Below are 16,580 nucleotides of genomic sequence, written 5' to 3' on the forward strand. Positions count from 1 at the left end.
TGCCTTCACTATCAGCATGAGAAGCTATCGCAAACGCCTGCTCTCTGGGGGATCAACCCTCACTGGGCACATCACACCATATTCAACGCTCAGGCAGAAACCGTCGCCACCAAGAAGACCTTTAGTTCTGCTTATGCACTACACCGTTGCGTAGTACCCTGCTCGGCCTGGTTTGAATGGACAGGAGAGCCCGGGCACAAAATAAAACACCGTTTTTCACCGGCAATAGACGACGTTCTGTTTATGGCAGGAATACTATTTCCACTGAACTCAGGTGGCTTCCAGCTTGTTACCCTCACATGCGAAGCCGACCCTAATTGTGGAATTTATCACCATAGAATGCCTTTGTTAATCGAAGCATCAAAGGTGAAGGACTGGCTGGCACTGCCACGACCAGCCAATGAGATAAATCAATTTCACGATCATCACGCACTCCAGATTCACCCACCGATCAGTTCAACCCCGGCGACCTTCGAGCGCATAAGTGACTAGTAACCAAAACTACATTTTAGCAATCAGAGAATCCGGTAAAACACGCATAAGAGGCGCAACAATCGCCCAAGGCATTCGAGGAAGGGTAGAAGCTTTAACTTTCTTTTCAACCAGATCGGCAAACTGCTTAGCGCCCTGCTCTACATTGATAACAAAGGGCCTGCTGGGCAAACTACGGTTAATTTCCGTATCGATAAAACCGGGGTTAATGACACTCACATCAACATTGTCATTTAAGGTCTCCAGCCTAACCGCCTCCATATAGGTAGCCAAACCCGCTTTTGAAGCAGAATACGCAGCATTTCTTGGTAAACCTCGATAGCCCGCAACGGAAGCGGTTGCCACAATATGCCCACCACCTTGGGTCCGGAATGCTTTAAGCGCAGCCCTGACGGTAGCGATAGCACCATTTAGATTAGTATTGATTACGGCGAGCTGGTCATCTAAAGAGGCAATCTCGGCTTTGCCTGAGCGGGCAATCCCGGCATTAGCAACGATCATATCTAAACGCCCCAAAGAAGATTGAAAGCCCTTAATCACCTCATCCACCTGCGAAGTATCAGTGACATCAAGCCGCGCTATTTCTATCCTTGCTTCAGGGTAGGCTTTATGGATCTCGGCTTTTAATGATTGCAGCAGGGTTTCTCTACGTGCGCTAAGACCAAGATCATAACCTCGCTTTGCCATCTCCCATGCCAAGGCCTTGCCAATACCATCACTGGCTCCGGTTATTACGATTGTTTTATTCATTGCTAGCCTACCCTACAGTTGCTGCGGTCATCTTCAAATGGAGAAGTTCATATATTGTGCAGACGAAAGCCTAGCACAATAGCCAAGCCCAAATCATTAAGGAGGCAACAAAGCGGGATTCACAAAGCAGTAAGTCTATGAATAGTTCTAATCGTCTAGACTTCTCGTTTATGGCAGGCATATAATCCTGACTAGCTGTTCAATAACAACAATAGTGGTGTACATTCACTCTTAGCACCCATTCAATGACGGATCAAATCTATGCCTAGCTCAGACGCTTTTACTCATTACCGCACCTGCAACCTTTGTGAAGCAATGTGCGGTGTCGCGATCAAAGTTGAAGACGCACAGATTATCTCTATAAAGGGCGATCCTGATGACCCGTTAAGCAAAGGCCATATTTGCCCGAAAGCGCTCGCCTTAAAAGATATACAAGAAGACCCGGACCGGCTTAAAGTTCCACAGCTAAAAACCAAAGATGGCTGGAAACCCATCACTTGGAACAGAGCGTTTGATTTAGTTGCAAACAAAATTGGTGATATTCAACAACAGCACGGTAAAAATGCTGTAGGTGCCTACCTTGGTAATCCGAACACCCATCATCACGGCAATATTCTATTTGCACCAATGCTGCTGAAAGCACTGCGTACCCGCAATAAATTTTCTGCCACCTCCAATGACCAGCTACCGCATATGCAGGCAAATCTGGAACTGTTTGGGAATCAATATTTATTCCCAGTGCCTGATATTGATCATATGGATTTGTTTATTCTTCTCGGCAGTAATCCGGCAGCATCAAATGGTAGTTTAATGAGCGCGCCTGACTATTCAGCAAGGCTCAAGAAAATCATTAAGCGTGGCGGTGAGGTGATTCTACTTGACCCAAGAAAGACTGAAACAGTCAAAACAAGTACCGAGCATTTATTCATCAAACCCGGTACCGATGCCTTCCTGATACTCGGAATTATTAACACTTTATTTAATGAGAATTTAATCGAGACAGGCCGGCTATCAAGCCATCTTGAAGGGATCGCCGAAATACAGCTTATCTCGTCCGACTTCAACCCAGAGCACGTGAGCAGCATTACAGGTGTTACCGCCGAAGATATCAGAACACTAGCCCGCAAACTGGCTACCACCCCAAGGGCTTGCCTGTTCGGTAGAATGGGCACCTCAACTCAGGAGTTTGGTGGCCTGGCGACCTGGTTAGTTTATGTGGTAAATATTCTGACAAACCATATGGATGAGCGCGGCGGTTTAATGTTTAGCAAACCCGCAGCAGATATGGTTGAGCTAGCAGCATGGACAGGCCAAAAAGGCCATTATAATCGTTATCAGAGCCTTTCAGGTCTACCGGAATTTGGTGGAGAATTGCCTGCCAGCACCATGGCTGACCAAATCCTCTTGCCTAGTGATGAGCAGATAAAAATGATGATCGTCATGGCTGGCAATCCTGTGCTCAGCAGCCCGAATGGTCAGCACCTTGATCAAGCCCTCGATTCGCTGGATTTCATGGTTTCTATTGATTTTTATATCAATGAAACCTCAAAGCATGCCGATATTATCCTGCCTCCGACTGCGCCTTTGGAGCAGTCTCATTATGATATTGTTTTTAACCTGCTTGGTGTTCGGAATGTCGCTAAATACTCACCCGCCTTATTCGAGGTAGATAAGTCTGCTCGTCATGACTGGCAAATAGCGCTTGAGCTTCAGCACCGACTTGGCAAAGGCTCTATTAAGCAAATTATTGGTGAACAATTTTCTTACCAATCACTGAAGCGCTTAGGACCCGACGGCTTATTGGATATCATCCTTCGTACCGGCCCTTATGGTACGCAGCTCCCTGGCACTAGCCAAGCAGGGCGTTTCCTGGTCGATGCCTTACAGGGGTTCTTACCAAGCAAACACCCAGCCCGGAAGATTCTGGATCTCAGCCCTTATGGTTCTCAAAACAGAAGTTTGAGCAAAGGCCTTTGTGTTAGCTCTTTACTTAATTACCCTCACGGTATCGACTTAGGCCCCTTGCAATCTCGCCTACCCGAACGGCTCTACAGCGTGAAGAAACGAATTCGACTCGCACCGAATACTTACTTAAAAGATATGACTCGCCTACGTAAACGCGGCGAGCAACTGCTTGACAGTCACAAAGCCGAAAACGGACAACTCTTATTAATTGGCAGGCGTCACGTCCGCTCTAACAATTCCTGGCTACATAACAGCAGGCGCCTGGTAAAAGGTAAAAATCGCTGTACTCTGATGATCCACCCTGACGACGCGAAACAAGTACAACTTAAAAACGGAGAACTCGCTCACGTAAGTAGCAGAGTTGGACAGCTTGAGATTGAAGTAGAGTTAACTGAAGATATCATGCCGGGCGTTGTCAGCATTCCTCACGGCTGGGGGCACCAGCGCGAAGGCTCAATGCTATCTGTTGCAAGCAAGCGGCCCGGGGTTAGTGTCAATGATCTAACAGACGACAGATATGTAGACAAACTGAGCGGCACCTCTGTATTGAACGGCGTTCCAGTGCAAGTTCTTAAAGTTGGTCAAGACAAGAGAAAACGTACAACGCGTTCTCGTGCAAATAAATCCAGGGTACGTATGAGTGCCAAGCTTTCTTAGCCGGAATAAGTAAAACATATACTCTTATGCACCAGGTTCTAACATGATTATCGACCCCTCTTTTTTAAGCCCGGATGCATTAGATGGCCTAATAAACGACTATTGTTTAAGAGACTGGGGACTCAATGATGTCGAAGCCCCTTTGGAAACAAGAAAGTCTCAGGTGCAACAGGCGCTAAAGCAAGGCAAACTGGTCATACAATATAGCGAAGAGGAAGAAAGCGCTCATATCATGTCTGCAGACTCTCTCGGCCTGGATAATTAGATTAGATGCCCTTACAAGATCAACACCCGCCGATCATCCCCCACGAACAACTTGCCAAGTTGATTGGTGAATTACGGTTTGATGAACTTCTTCAGCAGCTGGAACAGTTTCTCATAGATGGGCTTGAGTCAAACAAGACAACTGCCAAAGCTAAAATAAATGGCTTTGAGGTCAAGCTCAATTATCGGAATAATACAGTCGAAGGTGCCTGCCAATGTCCAGAGTCTGATGGCTTTGACTTCTGCCCACATTGCGCAGCACTCTGTCTGCATGTTAACCGGAATACCCAGCAAATATCATCTCTCGCCAAAGGCCCCGACAAAAGCCGGGTACTTGCCTACCTGCTTAGTCAAGATAAACAGAACCTAGCAAAAGAGTTCTTATCTTTATTGAGCAAGGACAGTGAGCTATTCGAACGCTATGTGCTCAGGGCATCCTTAAATCAAGGCGAACTAGATTACTCAGGACTGAAAAGCCAGATAACCGAGTTAACACGCAAACCTGAAAAACTGTTCAGCCAACGGCAGGTTAAACACTTTTTCGCAAAAATCGAGCGCTTTCTAGACGAGCTAAACGCTTTGGATCACTATTCTGACGCGGACAAAATGCTCAAACTAATGGAGCATATGCACCAGCGTCTGGTGCGCCTGCTCGATACAATTGATGACAACTCAGAGCAGCGTAGTGAAGCCGTTACGACCTACAGAGCACTGTATAGTAAATTACTATTGCAGCTGCAGGGGCGAGAAGAAACTAAAGCCAAGCGTTTCTTCAAACTATGGGTGAATGATCACCACGCTATTCTACCTCTTGATATTGAAGCCTTCCTGGATCAGAACATAACAAACAAGTTTATATCCCTACTCAATAAAATACTAAAAGATAAACTAGCTAAAAAAACCTCCAAGGCAACTGACGATCTCAAGCAAATCCAGCGAGAAAAAATTCTCCGGTACTTACTCGACTCGGCCCTTAAGAAAAACGATACCGACAAGGCCCAACAAATGAGAACTATGATTGAGCAAGGCCGCCAGTAAAGGCTGGCTATTTCCTATCAAAATTGCCCCGTGCTTTTCAATTTTCATGATAGGATAGCGGGCACATCAATACAGACTACAGCGTACTAAGGAAATATTATGAGCGACAACGCGCCTGAAATAAGCATGAACCCTGATGAACTTTATCTTGAAGAAGTCTATACAGACAACAAAGTCGGCACTATTCGTCGCATGACACCTGTCGATGCAAATGGCGACGCAGACAGCGCTAGACCCGTTCTGTTTATCGGCAGCACTCAAATGATGACGCCAGCTGGACCACTTCCTTTGAACTTCGAACTTCAAGGTTCTACTCTGGGTCAAGCGGCAGCTAACTTTGGCGAAGCAGCAAACAAGTCGCTTGAAGATACAATGAAAGAACTTCAAGAAATGCGTCGTGAGCAGGCTTCTCAGATCGTCGTACCGGGCCAAGGCGGAAGCCAAATCCAAATGCCTTAAAGCATTTTTTCAATGGGGTCAGACTCGATTGAAAAATAGCCATACTTATGTAGGCGGGGCCTCCAGTCGCGCAAACCGAAACCAGGGAATCGTTTGAAAGCCCCGTGGCACAGCAAGCGCCCCGAGGACGGGCCGCCTACAAAGTCATAATACTTATATGTAAAAGTTGGCACGCAGTCTGACCTACTGAAATAGCGGTTTCGACTAGAGCCTACAAATACCCTGCCCAAACTTAGTCAGCAAAGTGCCAAAACTTGCCGTTGAAGGTTGATTTTGGTTTGGCCGAATGTTACTGGCTTCAAATTCCTGGGTGATGTCTGTAGATGGTGAACAACCAACTTAACAAAGTGTTAAGTCGGCTTTCGGGTCTTCCCTAATATAATTTGAGCTAGCTTGATTGTTTATTAAATAAACTAAAAATGAGGCTTCTAGGTGAATACTTGATAGGTGTTCTAGAAAACGTAAATGAATCCAACGCCGACCTCAGCTTCATAGTTGTTGCGTGCGATTGGGCTATCCGCAATGTCACTACTATAACGCTCATAAACCGCCTCGCCGAAAACCTGCCAATTCTCATTTACATAATGGCGATAATTGTAATTAAATCCAAACGAGCGAAATCCTCCACTCAGGTCGGTCTCATTCAGTCCCGATGCAACTGACTGCTCTGCATCTATACCAAAATCTTTATTGACATAATCACTATCGTGAAATACCAAAGCGATGGCAATTTCATGGCCGGTTCCGTCGTTCTGACCACCGAAGCGGTGCCCCACGCCAAAAAGACCAAGACTTCCGTTTTCACCGGTCACCACTCGAGCATCCAGCCAATAACGCCAGTCGGTATCGAAAGCATGGCGTGCTTGCAAAACTAGTTCAGTTCCCTCATCTCCTTCACCGAGACCATCCAAACGACCGTCATCAGAGTCACTTTCTTCACGCCCCTCATCGAAGCCCACGACAGCCTCGAATAGCCATGTGTCAGAACGAAGACCACGCCACCCGAGCGCCTCACCGGCCCAGAAGAAAATATTATCACCTTTACGCCATTGCACCGCACCGGCAGGATCGACTTCTGCGCCAAATTCATCAGACCCTTCGTAGGCTGATTCGTATTCAACAGCCAGGCCAAGTCCGAAGGCCCAGCCATCATTGCCCCGCGTAAAGTCATCAATTGAAGGTAAGGGCACCATAGCTGTTTTTGTGTCCTGGGCTAATGCTGTTTGAAAGGAGAGTGTATATAAGCAAGTTGTCAAAAGCATGCCAGTAATTTTTTTCATTTAAATTCAACTTATAGAGTGAAGAACAATAAAGTACGTGAAGAATATATTATTGGATCACGCACAATTATTTTCGCTTGAAGGTTCGATTCTAGTGACTAAAAAAAGTGTTCTAATATCCCAAAAGCACTTTTAATAAACTCTATCAGACACTCATCTGGCCTTAATATAACTAAAGCGATAACTATGGTTGTGTACTCTTGGCGATAAATTTCAGTGTTTTCAACGGCATTCACTTCATCTCTTCTTCGTTAATGTCTCAAAGCTAAAATTGACTGTATTAACCTGATACAAATAAGGCTGAAGAGTGACAGAATATCGGATAGTTACTTCTAAAACGAATGTTTGCATCTTTCACTTTCCCAAAGGTACTGCTTTGGTGGCTTGTGGCCTAAATATTCAAGCTTTATGATCAAAGCCGAATGGCAACTTTGCGGACCTAATACGCCTTTGCCATGTTATTTGGTAATGTCACGCTCGGTATTTCAAACTGTAAGGTCGGGGTTGAGCCGATACAACTTATACGTCTAAGTCCTCATAACACGCAGGCATAAAGCGTGGCGTACACACAGCTAAAAACACCAAGTCACCCTCCCCGTCGTTATATATCTTCTGCCTAATGCCTTGCGGGATCAGTACTACATCCCCAGCGCTAACCTGCTGTTCCAGATCTCCAACATAAACCTTGCCTGAACCCTGCTGAATCACATAGCGCTCACTGACTTCTGTTAAGGCATGCCAGCGCGTTGTTTTACCCGGTTCAACTCTAGCTCGCGCAATCGAAAGTGCGGGATCATCGTCAGTATTTAACATCTCCAAGATATAGCAGCCCTCGTGAAAGTAATACTCTTCCCTTTCTGGCGTTCTATAGATACTCAAATTATTCCTCCATTCACCTTCATCTGTGTTATCAACAGGCTTTTCTTGTTAGTATTCGCGCCATATTTGTTCCCTTATTGAATACTGTAAAGAGACGCCAAAATGTCGTATATCATAGGCCAACGCTGGGTCAGCCAGACCGAACCCAAATTAGGATTAGGAATCATCAGCGAGTTTGAAAACCGCCGAGTGACGATCACATTTCCGGCAGCCGGGGAAACTCGCACCTACGCCAGCGTCAACGCGCCTATCAGCCGTGTAGTGTATAAGGCTGGCGACACGATCACCAGCCATGAAGATATCGATTACCTGGTTCTCGACCTCGACCAAAGCGCAGACATTATTACTTACATTGTTGAAAATAAAGAAAGCTCTCAACACGAAGAACTGAGTGAAGTTGAACTTAACTGTTTTATCCAATTTACCTCACCACTTCAGCGCCTGGTTAGCGGCCACTATGACCGAAATAGAGCCTTCCGACTTCGCTATGAAACGCTGCAGCACAAGCACCGCTTACAGCAGTCGTCAACGGATGGGCTGCTTGGTTCACGCACAAGCTTACTTCCTCATCAAGTATATATCGCTGATACTGTCGCGAAGCGCCATGCCCCGAGAGTATTGCTAGCCGATGAAGTAGGACTAGGTAAAACCATTGAAGCAGGCATGATTCTCCACGCCCAGTTGCACAATGGTTTAGCCAAAAGAGCTTTGATCGTCGTTCCTTCTACACTGGTGCATCAATGGCTGATCGAAATGCTACGCCGCTTCAATCTCAGCTTTTCTATCTTTGATCGTGAGCGTTTTGATAGTTTGACCGAAGAAGGTATCGAAAAGCCCTTTGAGACCGAGCAGCTAGTTCTCTGCCATCAGGACTTCCTGATTAATGAAGATATAAAAACCGCAGCCTTAGCGGCCGACTGGGATTTACTGATTGTCGATGAAGCGCATCACTTACATTGGAGCGAATCAGAAAGCAGCATCGAATACCAGTGCATTGAAGCCTTGGCAGCTAGAAGCCGCGGCGTACTATTGCTTACGGCTACGCCTGAGCAAGCCGGTATCGAGAGCCACTTCGCCCGTTTGCGCTTGCTCGACCCTGACCGTTTTCACTCCTTAGAAAAATTTATTGAGCAAGAACAAAACTATCAGGAAATCTCTGATTTGGTCGGAGAGCTTCAAGGTCTTGAAGACGGCTCGTCACTGCCAATTAAAGCCCTTTCCCTACTCGGTGATGATGCACAAAATATCGATATTCCGGAAGCAATACAAAGGCTACTTGATCAGCATGGCACCGGTAGAATACTGTTCCGCAATACTCGCCAAGGTGTTGAAGGCTTCCCGGATAGAATCCTACAGCCTCACCCACTCGATGCAGCTGTTGGTGATGATCAATTTGAAGATGAAGCCGGCATTAAACAGAATCCGAAAGTCACTTGGCTAACCCAGTTCCTGAAAGATAACAGAGATGAGAAAGTCCTGATCATCTGCGCCAGTGCTGAAACGGCTTTAGCGCTGGAGTCCTATCTTCGACTACGAGAAGGCCTGCGAACAGCAGCCTTCTACGAAGGTTTAAGTATTATTGAACGTGATAGAGCCGCTGCCTACTTTGCTGATAAAGAGGAAGGTGCACAAGCCTTAATCTGTTCAGAAATTGGCAGCGAAGGCCGAAACTTCCAGTTTTCACACGACTTAGTGTTATTCGACTTACCAGAGAACCCTGACCTACTCGAACAACGTATCGGCCGCTTAGACCGAATCGGGCAAACACATGACGTCAATATTCATGTGCCCTTCATTCCTGGCAGCCGCCAAGAGGGTTTATTCAACTGGTATGACCAGGCTCTGGATGCCTTCACTCACAGCTGTGCGGCAGGCTTTGCAATTTATGAACAGTTTGCCGTCGAACTGGAAAGTTACTTAAGCGAAGGTGACTTTCAATCTGATCAGGCCTTGTCTTTTATCAAACAAGCCCGTGAGCATCGCGATGCGGCTATGGCAGCTCTTCAAACGGGTCGTGACCCCCTACTTGAGCTTAACTCCTGCAATCCTGAAGAAGCCGAGAAAATCATTGCCTTGATCGAATCTGAGGAAGCAAGCCAGGACCTGTCCTCTTACATGGAAAAGCAGTTCAACCTTTACGGTGTTGAACAAGAGTACCAGTCAGACCAGACTCTGATCATTCGCCCTGGAGAGCACATGCTGGAGCAGCACTTTCCCGGCTTAAACGATGAAGGCAACACCTTAACCTTCCACCGTTTGAAAGCGCTTGTCCGGGAAGATGTCGAGTTTGTCTCATGGGAACACCCGATGGTGACCGATCTAATCGAGCAAACCTTAACAGGAGAGCTTGGTAATGCAGCCTTGGCAACCATGTCGGTAAAAGGTGTTGAACCTGGTACTTTATTTTTGGAAGCCATATTCGCGCTGAACAGCATGGCACCAAAGTCTCTGCAGCTTGACAAATTTTTGCCGGTATCGCCTCAGCGGATCGTTGTTAATATTACCGGCCGCGACCTTAGCGAAGTTTTACCCTACGAGCAGCTTAATGAGCTCTGCAAAGGGCTTAAGCGATCGATGGCGCATGCCGTATTGAAAGAGATCCGTAACGATATTGGTACACTACTTGAGCATGCTCAAAAAACTGCCGAAGCTTCGGTTCCTTCATTGATCAGCCAAGCTAGCGAAGACATGAACAGGGAGCTAGGTAATGAAATTCAGCGCCTGATTAGCCTCCAGGAAAAGAACCCTTTAATTCGCGACGAAGAAATCGACGCTCTGCGTCACAGACAAAGTGCTTGTCAGGAATATATTGAAAAAACAGGGCTAGAAGTTCAAGCCATGCGAGTTATTATCAACACATGATCGAAAAGCAGCACCTGGTAAAAATAGCCAATACACAAATGCCCTTCGGGAAGTACGGTGGCCGTCGTTTAATCGATCTACCTGAAGAATATTTACTCTGGTTCAGAAAAAAAGGCTTTCCGAGCGGCGAGCTAGGTACACTGCTTGAACTGACGCTTGAGATTAAAATTGAGGGCTTGGATAAAGTTATACATCCCCTTAAACGATAGTGCAGTACGTTAGGCGCTGTAGAGCTAAAAAATGGCCTCATGTAGGCAGAGGGTTCCACCCCTCGCTAGTCGATGCCTCGCGCTAAACCTCAGCGAGCCATGAAAGGCTCTGCCTACAGATTTAGCCGGGATGTTTAACTCGATACAGAGTAAGACCCTTATTTTTTACAATAACGCCTAATATTACACCGTTCAATTTGCAGACAACTTTTCTATTTCTAAACTAGACTCATACTAACGTGCACCTTCACTTGGGTAGAGTTCAGTAATGGAAAAGACCAGCGAGCTAATTTGGCAAGACACTCAGCACCAAGAGCTTTTCAGGCTGATTGATGCCTTGAAGGCCCCTAATTCCGGCCAAGAAATCTTTACCCGGCTGTCCAGCTACGCCGACCACCACTTCTGTCTCGAAGAAGCCTACATGCTCCAACTTAACTACCCCAAAACCGAAGCCCATATTAAAGCGCACAATCAATTTCGTGATGAACTGGATGACATGGTAAACAGTATGGGTAAGTTTGACGCTCTGGTTCGTGAATCTATTTCAATATTTCTGCGAGAGTGGTTACAAAGACATGTATTCGGCATCGACAAGGACTTTGAAGCGTTTGTACTGAAGTCGAAGGTAAAATAACAAAACAGGATACCAATGAAAAACATCACTCACCCAGCCTCGCCCGTTATCCTTGAACAAAAGCCTCCTAACCTCTCTAAGGTGAATTTTGATCAAGCTCTCATTGAATCAAAAAGCCAATACACAAAAGCACTTAAAAGCTGCCAGGAGCGCCTTCTCCAAATCCAACAAGCCTATTATCGACAAGGCAAACGAGCAATTATCGTGTTTGAAGGTTGGGACGCCTCAGGTAAAGGTGGGGTAATTAGGCGAATTAGCGAAAAGCTCGACCCCCGCGGTTTTAGGGTCTATCCGATATCAGCGCCTCACCCCGATGAGCAAGGCCGACACTACCTGTATCGCTTTCAAACCCGTCTTCCCAAGCCAGGCACCTTAGCCATTTTTGACCGTTCTTATTACGGCCGGGTGCTTGTCGAGCGAGTAGAAGGCTTTGCACCAGAAACAGCTTGGCAGAGAGCTTATCAAGAAATAAATGAATTTGAGCGAATGTTGACTGATGACGGCGTGCACCTGATCAAGTTCTTTTTACATATCACGCCCGAAGAACAACTTAAGCGTTTTGAACTACGTTTAAACACACCAGAAAAGCAATGGAAGCTAACAGAAGAAGACATCCGAAATAGGCTAAAATGGGACGATTACACACACGCAAGCAACGATATGTTCCGTTTCACTAGTACCGAAGCATCACCCTGGAACGTAGTACCCGCTAATCATAAGTGGAGCATGCGAGTTGCTGTCATGCAGAAGCTGAATGATCAGCTTGTGAAAGGTGTTGATATCACACCACCCGCTCTCGACCCAAAGCTGGTCAAAGCTGCCAAGAAGCATTTGGGTCTAGAAATTTAGGCAGGAGTGATTTACTTCTGCTTCGCTTCAAAAGCTTCGAGCTGCTGAGGCGTTGCCTTCAATTGATGCTTCTCTTTCCATTCAGAATAAGGCATACCATAAACGGCTTTACGCGCCTGATCATAGTCAATTTCAACACTTTGCTCTTCGCCAGCGGCCATGTACCATTTTGCTAAGCAGTTACGACAGAAGTCAGCCAGAATCATTAGGTCGATATTTTGCACTTCTTTGTGGTCGTCAAAGTGTTTTAGCAGTCGACGAAAAGCGGCCGCTTCGATCTCGGTACGTTGTTGATCGCTCATATTTTCAAATGCGGTATTTACAGACATATTATCCCTTAATATTGTTTAATTAGTGCGCCAAGGCTATCGGTTTTTTTGTAGATAGTATCAGAAGCACGCTTATTTTTTCTGAAATGTGCGCCACAAATACTGGGCTCACTGAGACTTTACTTCAGACTCTAAGTAGTCGAGCAAAAATTCTTGCTCTAGAGGTTTGGAAAAGTAATAACCCTGCAGTTTTTCCACGCCTAACTCAACGAGTTTACGACACTGAGCCTCAGTTTCCACCCCCTCAGCCACAACATCAAACTTGAGCAAGCGCGCGGCATGCGTAACAGCTGTCACAATAGCAAAACCACTCGTATCCAACTTCGTGATAAATGATCGATCAATTTTTACCGTATTTACCGCTAAATCCTGCATAGCGGATAATGAAGAGTATCCTGTTCCAAAGTCATCAATCGAAACTTTGATACCACGTGACTGTATAGCCGAAATGGTCTCCATCATCTTTTCAGTATCTTTGGCAAATACTGATTCTGTAATTTCCAAGTAGATGAGCGAAGGGTCAATACCACTTTCTTGTACAGCTTCATCAACTATGCTCAAGAAGTCAGAATCCTCTAATTGAATCACTGAAACATTAATACAAACTGAAACCCGCCTCAGACTTTGCCACGCAAGCGCAACTTTACACGACTCTTTAAGAACCCATACGCCTATTCGATGTATTGAACCGTACTGTTCAGCAATTTTGATGAACTCATCAGGAGGGATGCTCTTACCTTCAAAATCCCATCTCAATAAAGCTTCAAATGCGATGTTCTTACTATTATTTGTTGATACGATCGGTTGAAAAACAAGACGCATCTGATCCTTATCAATCGCATCATTTAATCCTTTTTTCAGTTCAAGCTCATATTGGTGTTTAGCTTCCATTTCTGGTGTGAACACACAAACTTTTGAGGGTTTTGTTTTTTTCTGGTGATACATTGCCGTATCAGCAAACTGAATCAACCTGCTTTCAGAGCGCTCATGCTCGGGATATAAGCTAATCCCAACCGTCGCGCTAACCGGCAATATCCCCTCATTTGATTGATGTTCATGAGATAAAATTTCAATTATCTCGTAGGCCTGTGAGATGGCTTTTTCACTACTACAATCTTCAATGGCAATCAGGAACTCATCACCGCCCCAACGGCATAACAAACTTTCATTGGCAACTTTTTCACGAAGCCGTCGAGCACTTTCTTCTAAAATTTGATCCCCTACCTTATGCCCATAGGTATCGTTTACTTTCTTAAAACCGTCAAGGTCTATAAATAATAAACTCAGGGTGCTCCTTTTCTCATCACTTGCCTGCAAACTCGCTTTAAGGTTCTTCAGAAAAGAGTTCCTATTGTGCAAATGGGTTAGTGAGTCTAAATTAGAAAGCTCATAAATTTTCTGCGTTCTCTGCTCTACTTTTTGTTCCATACGATTTACTAACAAGGCATTTTCATTCTTTAAAGCAATCGCATCTCGAGCAAAGTTTGCTGACTTAGCTGAAATGATGAGCATCACGAGACTATAGCTAAGCCCTAACACACCAATATTCTGATCGGTCGCGTCGTTACTGAGTAAGAACACCACCGACACAGGACACAACAAGGCAAAGGTATAAAACATGGACGTAAGTTTATGAGCAGCCAACACAATAGCCGACCCACCGGCCATCCCTGAAATCACAATTATAATCGTTACCTTCTCAACCAAGGGACTATAACTCACAGCATAAGCGGCATAGCTAGACCACATTAAGGCCGTTAGATTGACCCCATAAATAAAGCGTCTGACTGACCTTTTGCCGTCGTAGTGAGTCTTCGATAAATGCTTCTTCCAGGATACCCAGTCAATCAGCCTAACAAGCAGTAAACTCATCATCCCTAACCACCAGGTAATTTTAAACTCTTGCAGAACAGGATTATCGTAAAAATAAACTAAAAAGCTGGAAGCAATAATCGATATTAATATGCCAGAAAAGGCATTCCCATAAAGAAGCTCAGCAGCATCACGTTGATCATCATATGAAAGTAAGTCTTGAGTACTGCGCTGCACATGTCACCTAAACTAAGTTATTTCAAGATTGATAAGAATTCTTAAGCGCCCGGACTACACAAAATTATGGCGCACGTAGACTACCATGCTGTAGGTGCACAAAATTGCTCATTTCGTGAACAATTGCAACAAATTCGCCCATCACACAAAAGCCATCATATCTAGCTTGCCTTTCGGAATTTATAATGCGGTAATTGTAGTACATGATTACCATATACCTAAAATAAGACCTTCAACTAAAAGGATTTAGTGATGTCGATAAAAGACTGGCCCGAGGATGAGCGGCCTAGAGAAAAACTCCTCAAATTTGGTTCACAAAGTCTGAGCGATGCCGAGTTACTTGCCATATTTTTACGCGTCGGCACGCGCGGGCAAAGCGCTATTGAACTGGCGCGCGCCTTAATCCGGCACTTTGGCTCGTTACGACAGCTAATTGGTGCAAGCCAAAAGCAGTTCTGCGCTCATCCCGGCATGGGCCCAGCCAAGTACACTCAATTACAAGCTACGCTGGAAATGAGCAAGCGATGCTTTCATCATGAAATTCAGGAAAGCGATGCGCTTACCAGCCCTGAAGCAACTCGCAACTTCTTACGCAGTGCGATTATCCACAAGAAGCAAGAAGTATTCGGCTGCCTGTTTTTAAACAACCAGCACCAAGTATTGAAGTTCGAAGAACTATTTCAGGGAACAATAGATTCTGCCTCGGTTTACCCACGCGAGGTCGTCGGCAAAGTGATTGAAAACAATGCCGCTGCCGTTATCTTTTGTCACAACCACCCTTCCGGTTCAGCAAAACCGAGCCAAGCCGATATTGAGCTTACCCGACGTTTAGTTAAAGCTTTGGAGTTGATTGACGTACGCGTGCTCGATCATATGATTGTCGCGGGTTCTCTTGTCGTGAGCATGGCTGAGCTGGGGCTGCTATAAACATTAGCCAAAGCCTTTCAAGCCACCTTGGCCTTCACCAAGATAGGCAGCACCATAGACACCCGCCGAATCCCCGAGCTTTGCGCAAACGATCGGGGTTTTGGCGTGTTCGGTAAATACATGCGCTGCCATCCGCTCATTTATATCTGAATAGATCTCGATAATATTGGACATGCCACCGCCCAAAATAATGATCTGCGGGTCAAGTATATTAACCACCTGAGCAAGCGAAGCAGCCAGCTGGTTCAAGTAGCTTTGCCAAATATCTGCCGCCTTGGCATCTTTGGCTCTCATAGCCGAAATAATTTCTTCAGAGCTAAGTACCTGAGCGTACCTAAGATGATAGCTCATGGCTAAACCTGGCCCCGACAAGTAGGTTTCAATACAGTCTTTGCGACCACAATAGCAAAGCCTGCCTCTCTCTGGCTCGGGTAATTTATCCAACTCAAGAGCTGGCAGACAGTTATGTCCCCACTCCCCGGCAATGCTATGTAAGCCAGCTAACACTTTTCCGTTGACGACAAGGCCCGAACCAACACCCGTCCCAAGAATCACGCCAAAGCTAATCTCTGGCACTTGTGCGCCGAACCCTTCTTTGCCACTTCCTGCAAGTGTTTCAGCTAAGGCAAAGCAGTTTGCATCATTTTCCAGATAGACCTCACAAGCGAGTAGGCGCTTAAGATCCTCAAGCAAGGGTTTACCATTCAGTACCACGGAATTGCAGTTCTTCATTACTCTCGGCCCCGTCACGGAGTCTGTCAGTGCACCGGGCGCACCAATGCCAATTGCTTCACCCTGGCTCAAACCACAGACCTGTTTCGCCTCACCAACTAGACTCGCAATTGCCTGTAAGGTTTGCCCATAATCATTTTTTGGTGTTGCAACTCGTTGCCGCCAGAGAACTTTTTGACCGTCCAAGACAACAGCCTCTATTTTC

The 16,580-nt window shown here is 45.7% G+C and carries 16 protein-coding genes; 10 read left to right on the forward strand and 6 right to left on the reverse strand.

Annotated elements, in window-relative coordinates; genetic code table 11:
• A partial coding sequence (locus A3756_RS03950; protein ID WP_068552961.1) for an SOS response-associated peptidase family protein occupies positions 1-492 on the forward strand: 492 nt, incomplete at its 5' end.
• A 9-nt stretch (positions 493-501) separates the two neighbouring features.
• Here A3756_RS03950 and A3756_RS03955 read toward each other — a convergent pair.
• Positions 502-1,242 carry an SDR family NAD(P)-dependent oxidoreductase gene (locus A3756_RS03955; RefSeq protein WP_068552962.1) on the reverse strand — a complete coding sequence of 247 codons (741 nt, stop codon included), beginning with the start codon at positions 1,240-1,242 and terminating at the stop codon, positions 502-504.
• A gap of 261 nt (positions 1,243-1,503) precedes the next feature.
• Here A3756_RS03955 and A3756_RS03960 point away from each other — a divergent pair, with 261 nt between their 5' ends.
• The 4 genes from A3756_RS03960 to A3756_RS03975 all read left to right on the forward strand — a co-directional run bounded on the left by A3756_RS03960 (position 1,504) and on the right by A3756_RS03975 (position 5,625).
• Positions 1,504-3,864, forward strand: coding sequence for a molybdopterin oxidoreductase family protein (locus A3756_RS03960; protein ID WP_068552963.1), 2,361 nt, complete (start codon positions 1,504-1,506; stop codon positions 3,862-3,864).
• Positions 3,865-3,907: 43 nt separating this feature from the next.
• The gene (locus A3756_RS03965; protein WP_068509273.1) at positions 3,908-4,129 is read left to right on the forward strand and encodes a YheU family protein; all 222 of its coding nucleotides are present in this window, start codon (positions 3,908-3,910) and stop codon (positions 4,127-4,129) included.
• Between the two features lie 5 nt (positions 4,130-4,134).
• Positions 4,135-5,166, forward strand: a complete 1,032-nt coding sequence (locus A3756_RS03970; protein WP_068509275.1) for a hypothetical protein — start codon at positions 4,135-4,137, stop codon at positions 5,164-5,166.
• A 99-nt stretch (positions 5,167-5,265) separates the two neighbouring features.
• Positions 5,266-5,625, forward strand: a complete 360-nt coding sequence (locus tag A3756_RS03975) for a hypothetical protein (protein WP_068509277.1) — start codon at positions 5,266-5,268, stop codon at positions 5,623-5,625.
• Between the two features lie 452 nt (positions 5,626-6,077).
• On the opposite strand, the gene A3756_RS03980 is transcribed toward A3756_RS03975, so the two are convergent.
• On the reverse strand, positions 6,078-6,905 hold the full coding sequence (locus A3756_RS03980) for a MipA/OmpV family protein (protein ID WP_068509280.1): 828 nt from the start codon (positions 6,903-6,905) through the stop codon (positions 6,078-6,080).
• A 519-nt stretch (positions 6,906-7,424) separates the two neighbouring features.
• Positions 7,425-7,784: a cupin domain-containing protein gene (locus A3756_RS03985; protein WP_197469628.1), complete on the reverse strand. Its 360-nt coding sequence runs from the start codon at positions 7,782-7,784 to the stop codon at positions 7,425-7,427.
• A 102-nt stretch (positions 7,785-7,886) separates the two neighbouring features.
• On the opposite strand from A3756_RS03985, the gene rapA reads away from it, so the two are divergent.
• The 4 genes from rapA (at position 7,887) to A3756_RS04005 (ending at position 12,338) form a co-directional block, all read left to right on the forward strand.
• Positions 7,887-10,646 (forward strand): RNA polymerase-associated protein RapA, encoded by a 2,760-nt coding sequence (gene rapA, locus A3756_RS03990; protein WP_068509282.1) that lies wholly within the window; start codon positions 7,887-7,889, stop codon positions 10,644-10,646.
• Positions 10,643-10,855, forward strand: coding sequence for a DUF3820 family protein (locus A3756_RS03995; protein ID WP_068509284.1), 213 nt, complete (start codon positions 10,643-10,645; stop codon positions 10,853-10,855). Before rapA ends, A3756_RS03995 begins: the two co-directional genes overlap by 4 nt.
• A gap of 268 nt (positions 10,856-11,123) precedes the next feature.
• Complete coding sequence (locus A3756_RS04000) at positions 11,124-11,489, forward strand: hemerythrin family protein (RefSeq protein ID WP_068509286.1); 366 nt, start codon at positions 11,124-11,126, stop codon at positions 11,487-11,489.
• Between the two features lie 15 nt (positions 11,490-11,504).
• A complete protein-coding gene (locus tag A3756_RS04005; RefSeq protein WP_068509287.1) occupies positions 11,505-12,338 on the forward strand; it encodes a polyphosphate kinase 2 family protein in 834 nt (277 codons plus the stop codon).
• An 11-nt stretch (positions 12,339-12,349) separates the two neighbouring features.
• Here the strand turns inward: A3756_RS04005 and A3756_RS04010 are convergent, their stop codons facing one another.
• Positions 12,350-12,667, reverse strand: a complete 318-nt coding sequence (locus A3756_RS04010; RefSeq protein WP_231872145.1) for a DUF1244 domain-containing protein — start codon at positions 12,665-12,667, stop codon at positions 12,350-12,352.
• A gap of 108 nt (positions 12,668-12,775) precedes the next feature.
• Complete coding sequence (locus A3756_RS04015; RefSeq protein ID WP_068552964.1) at positions 12,776-14,716, reverse strand: bifunctional diguanylate cyclase/phosphodiesterase; 1,941 nt, start codon at positions 14,714-14,716, stop codon at positions 12,776-12,778.
• Between the two features lie 252 nt (positions 14,717-14,968).
• On the opposite strand from A3756_RS04015, the gene radC reads away from it, so the two are divergent.
• Positions 14,969-15,643, forward strand: coding sequence for a DNA repair protein RadC (gene radC, locus A3756_RS04020; protein ID WP_068552965.1), 675 nt, complete (start codon positions 14,969-14,971; stop codon positions 15,641-15,643).
• Between the two features lie 3 nt (positions 15,644-15,646).
• Here radC and A3756_RS04025 read toward each other — a convergent pair.
• The coding region (locus tag A3756_RS04025; protein ID WP_068552966.1) for an ROK family protein at positions 15,647-16,580 on the reverse strand (934 nt) is incomplete at its 5' end.

It is taken from the genome of Oleiphilus sp. HI0086, from assembly GCF_001635225.1.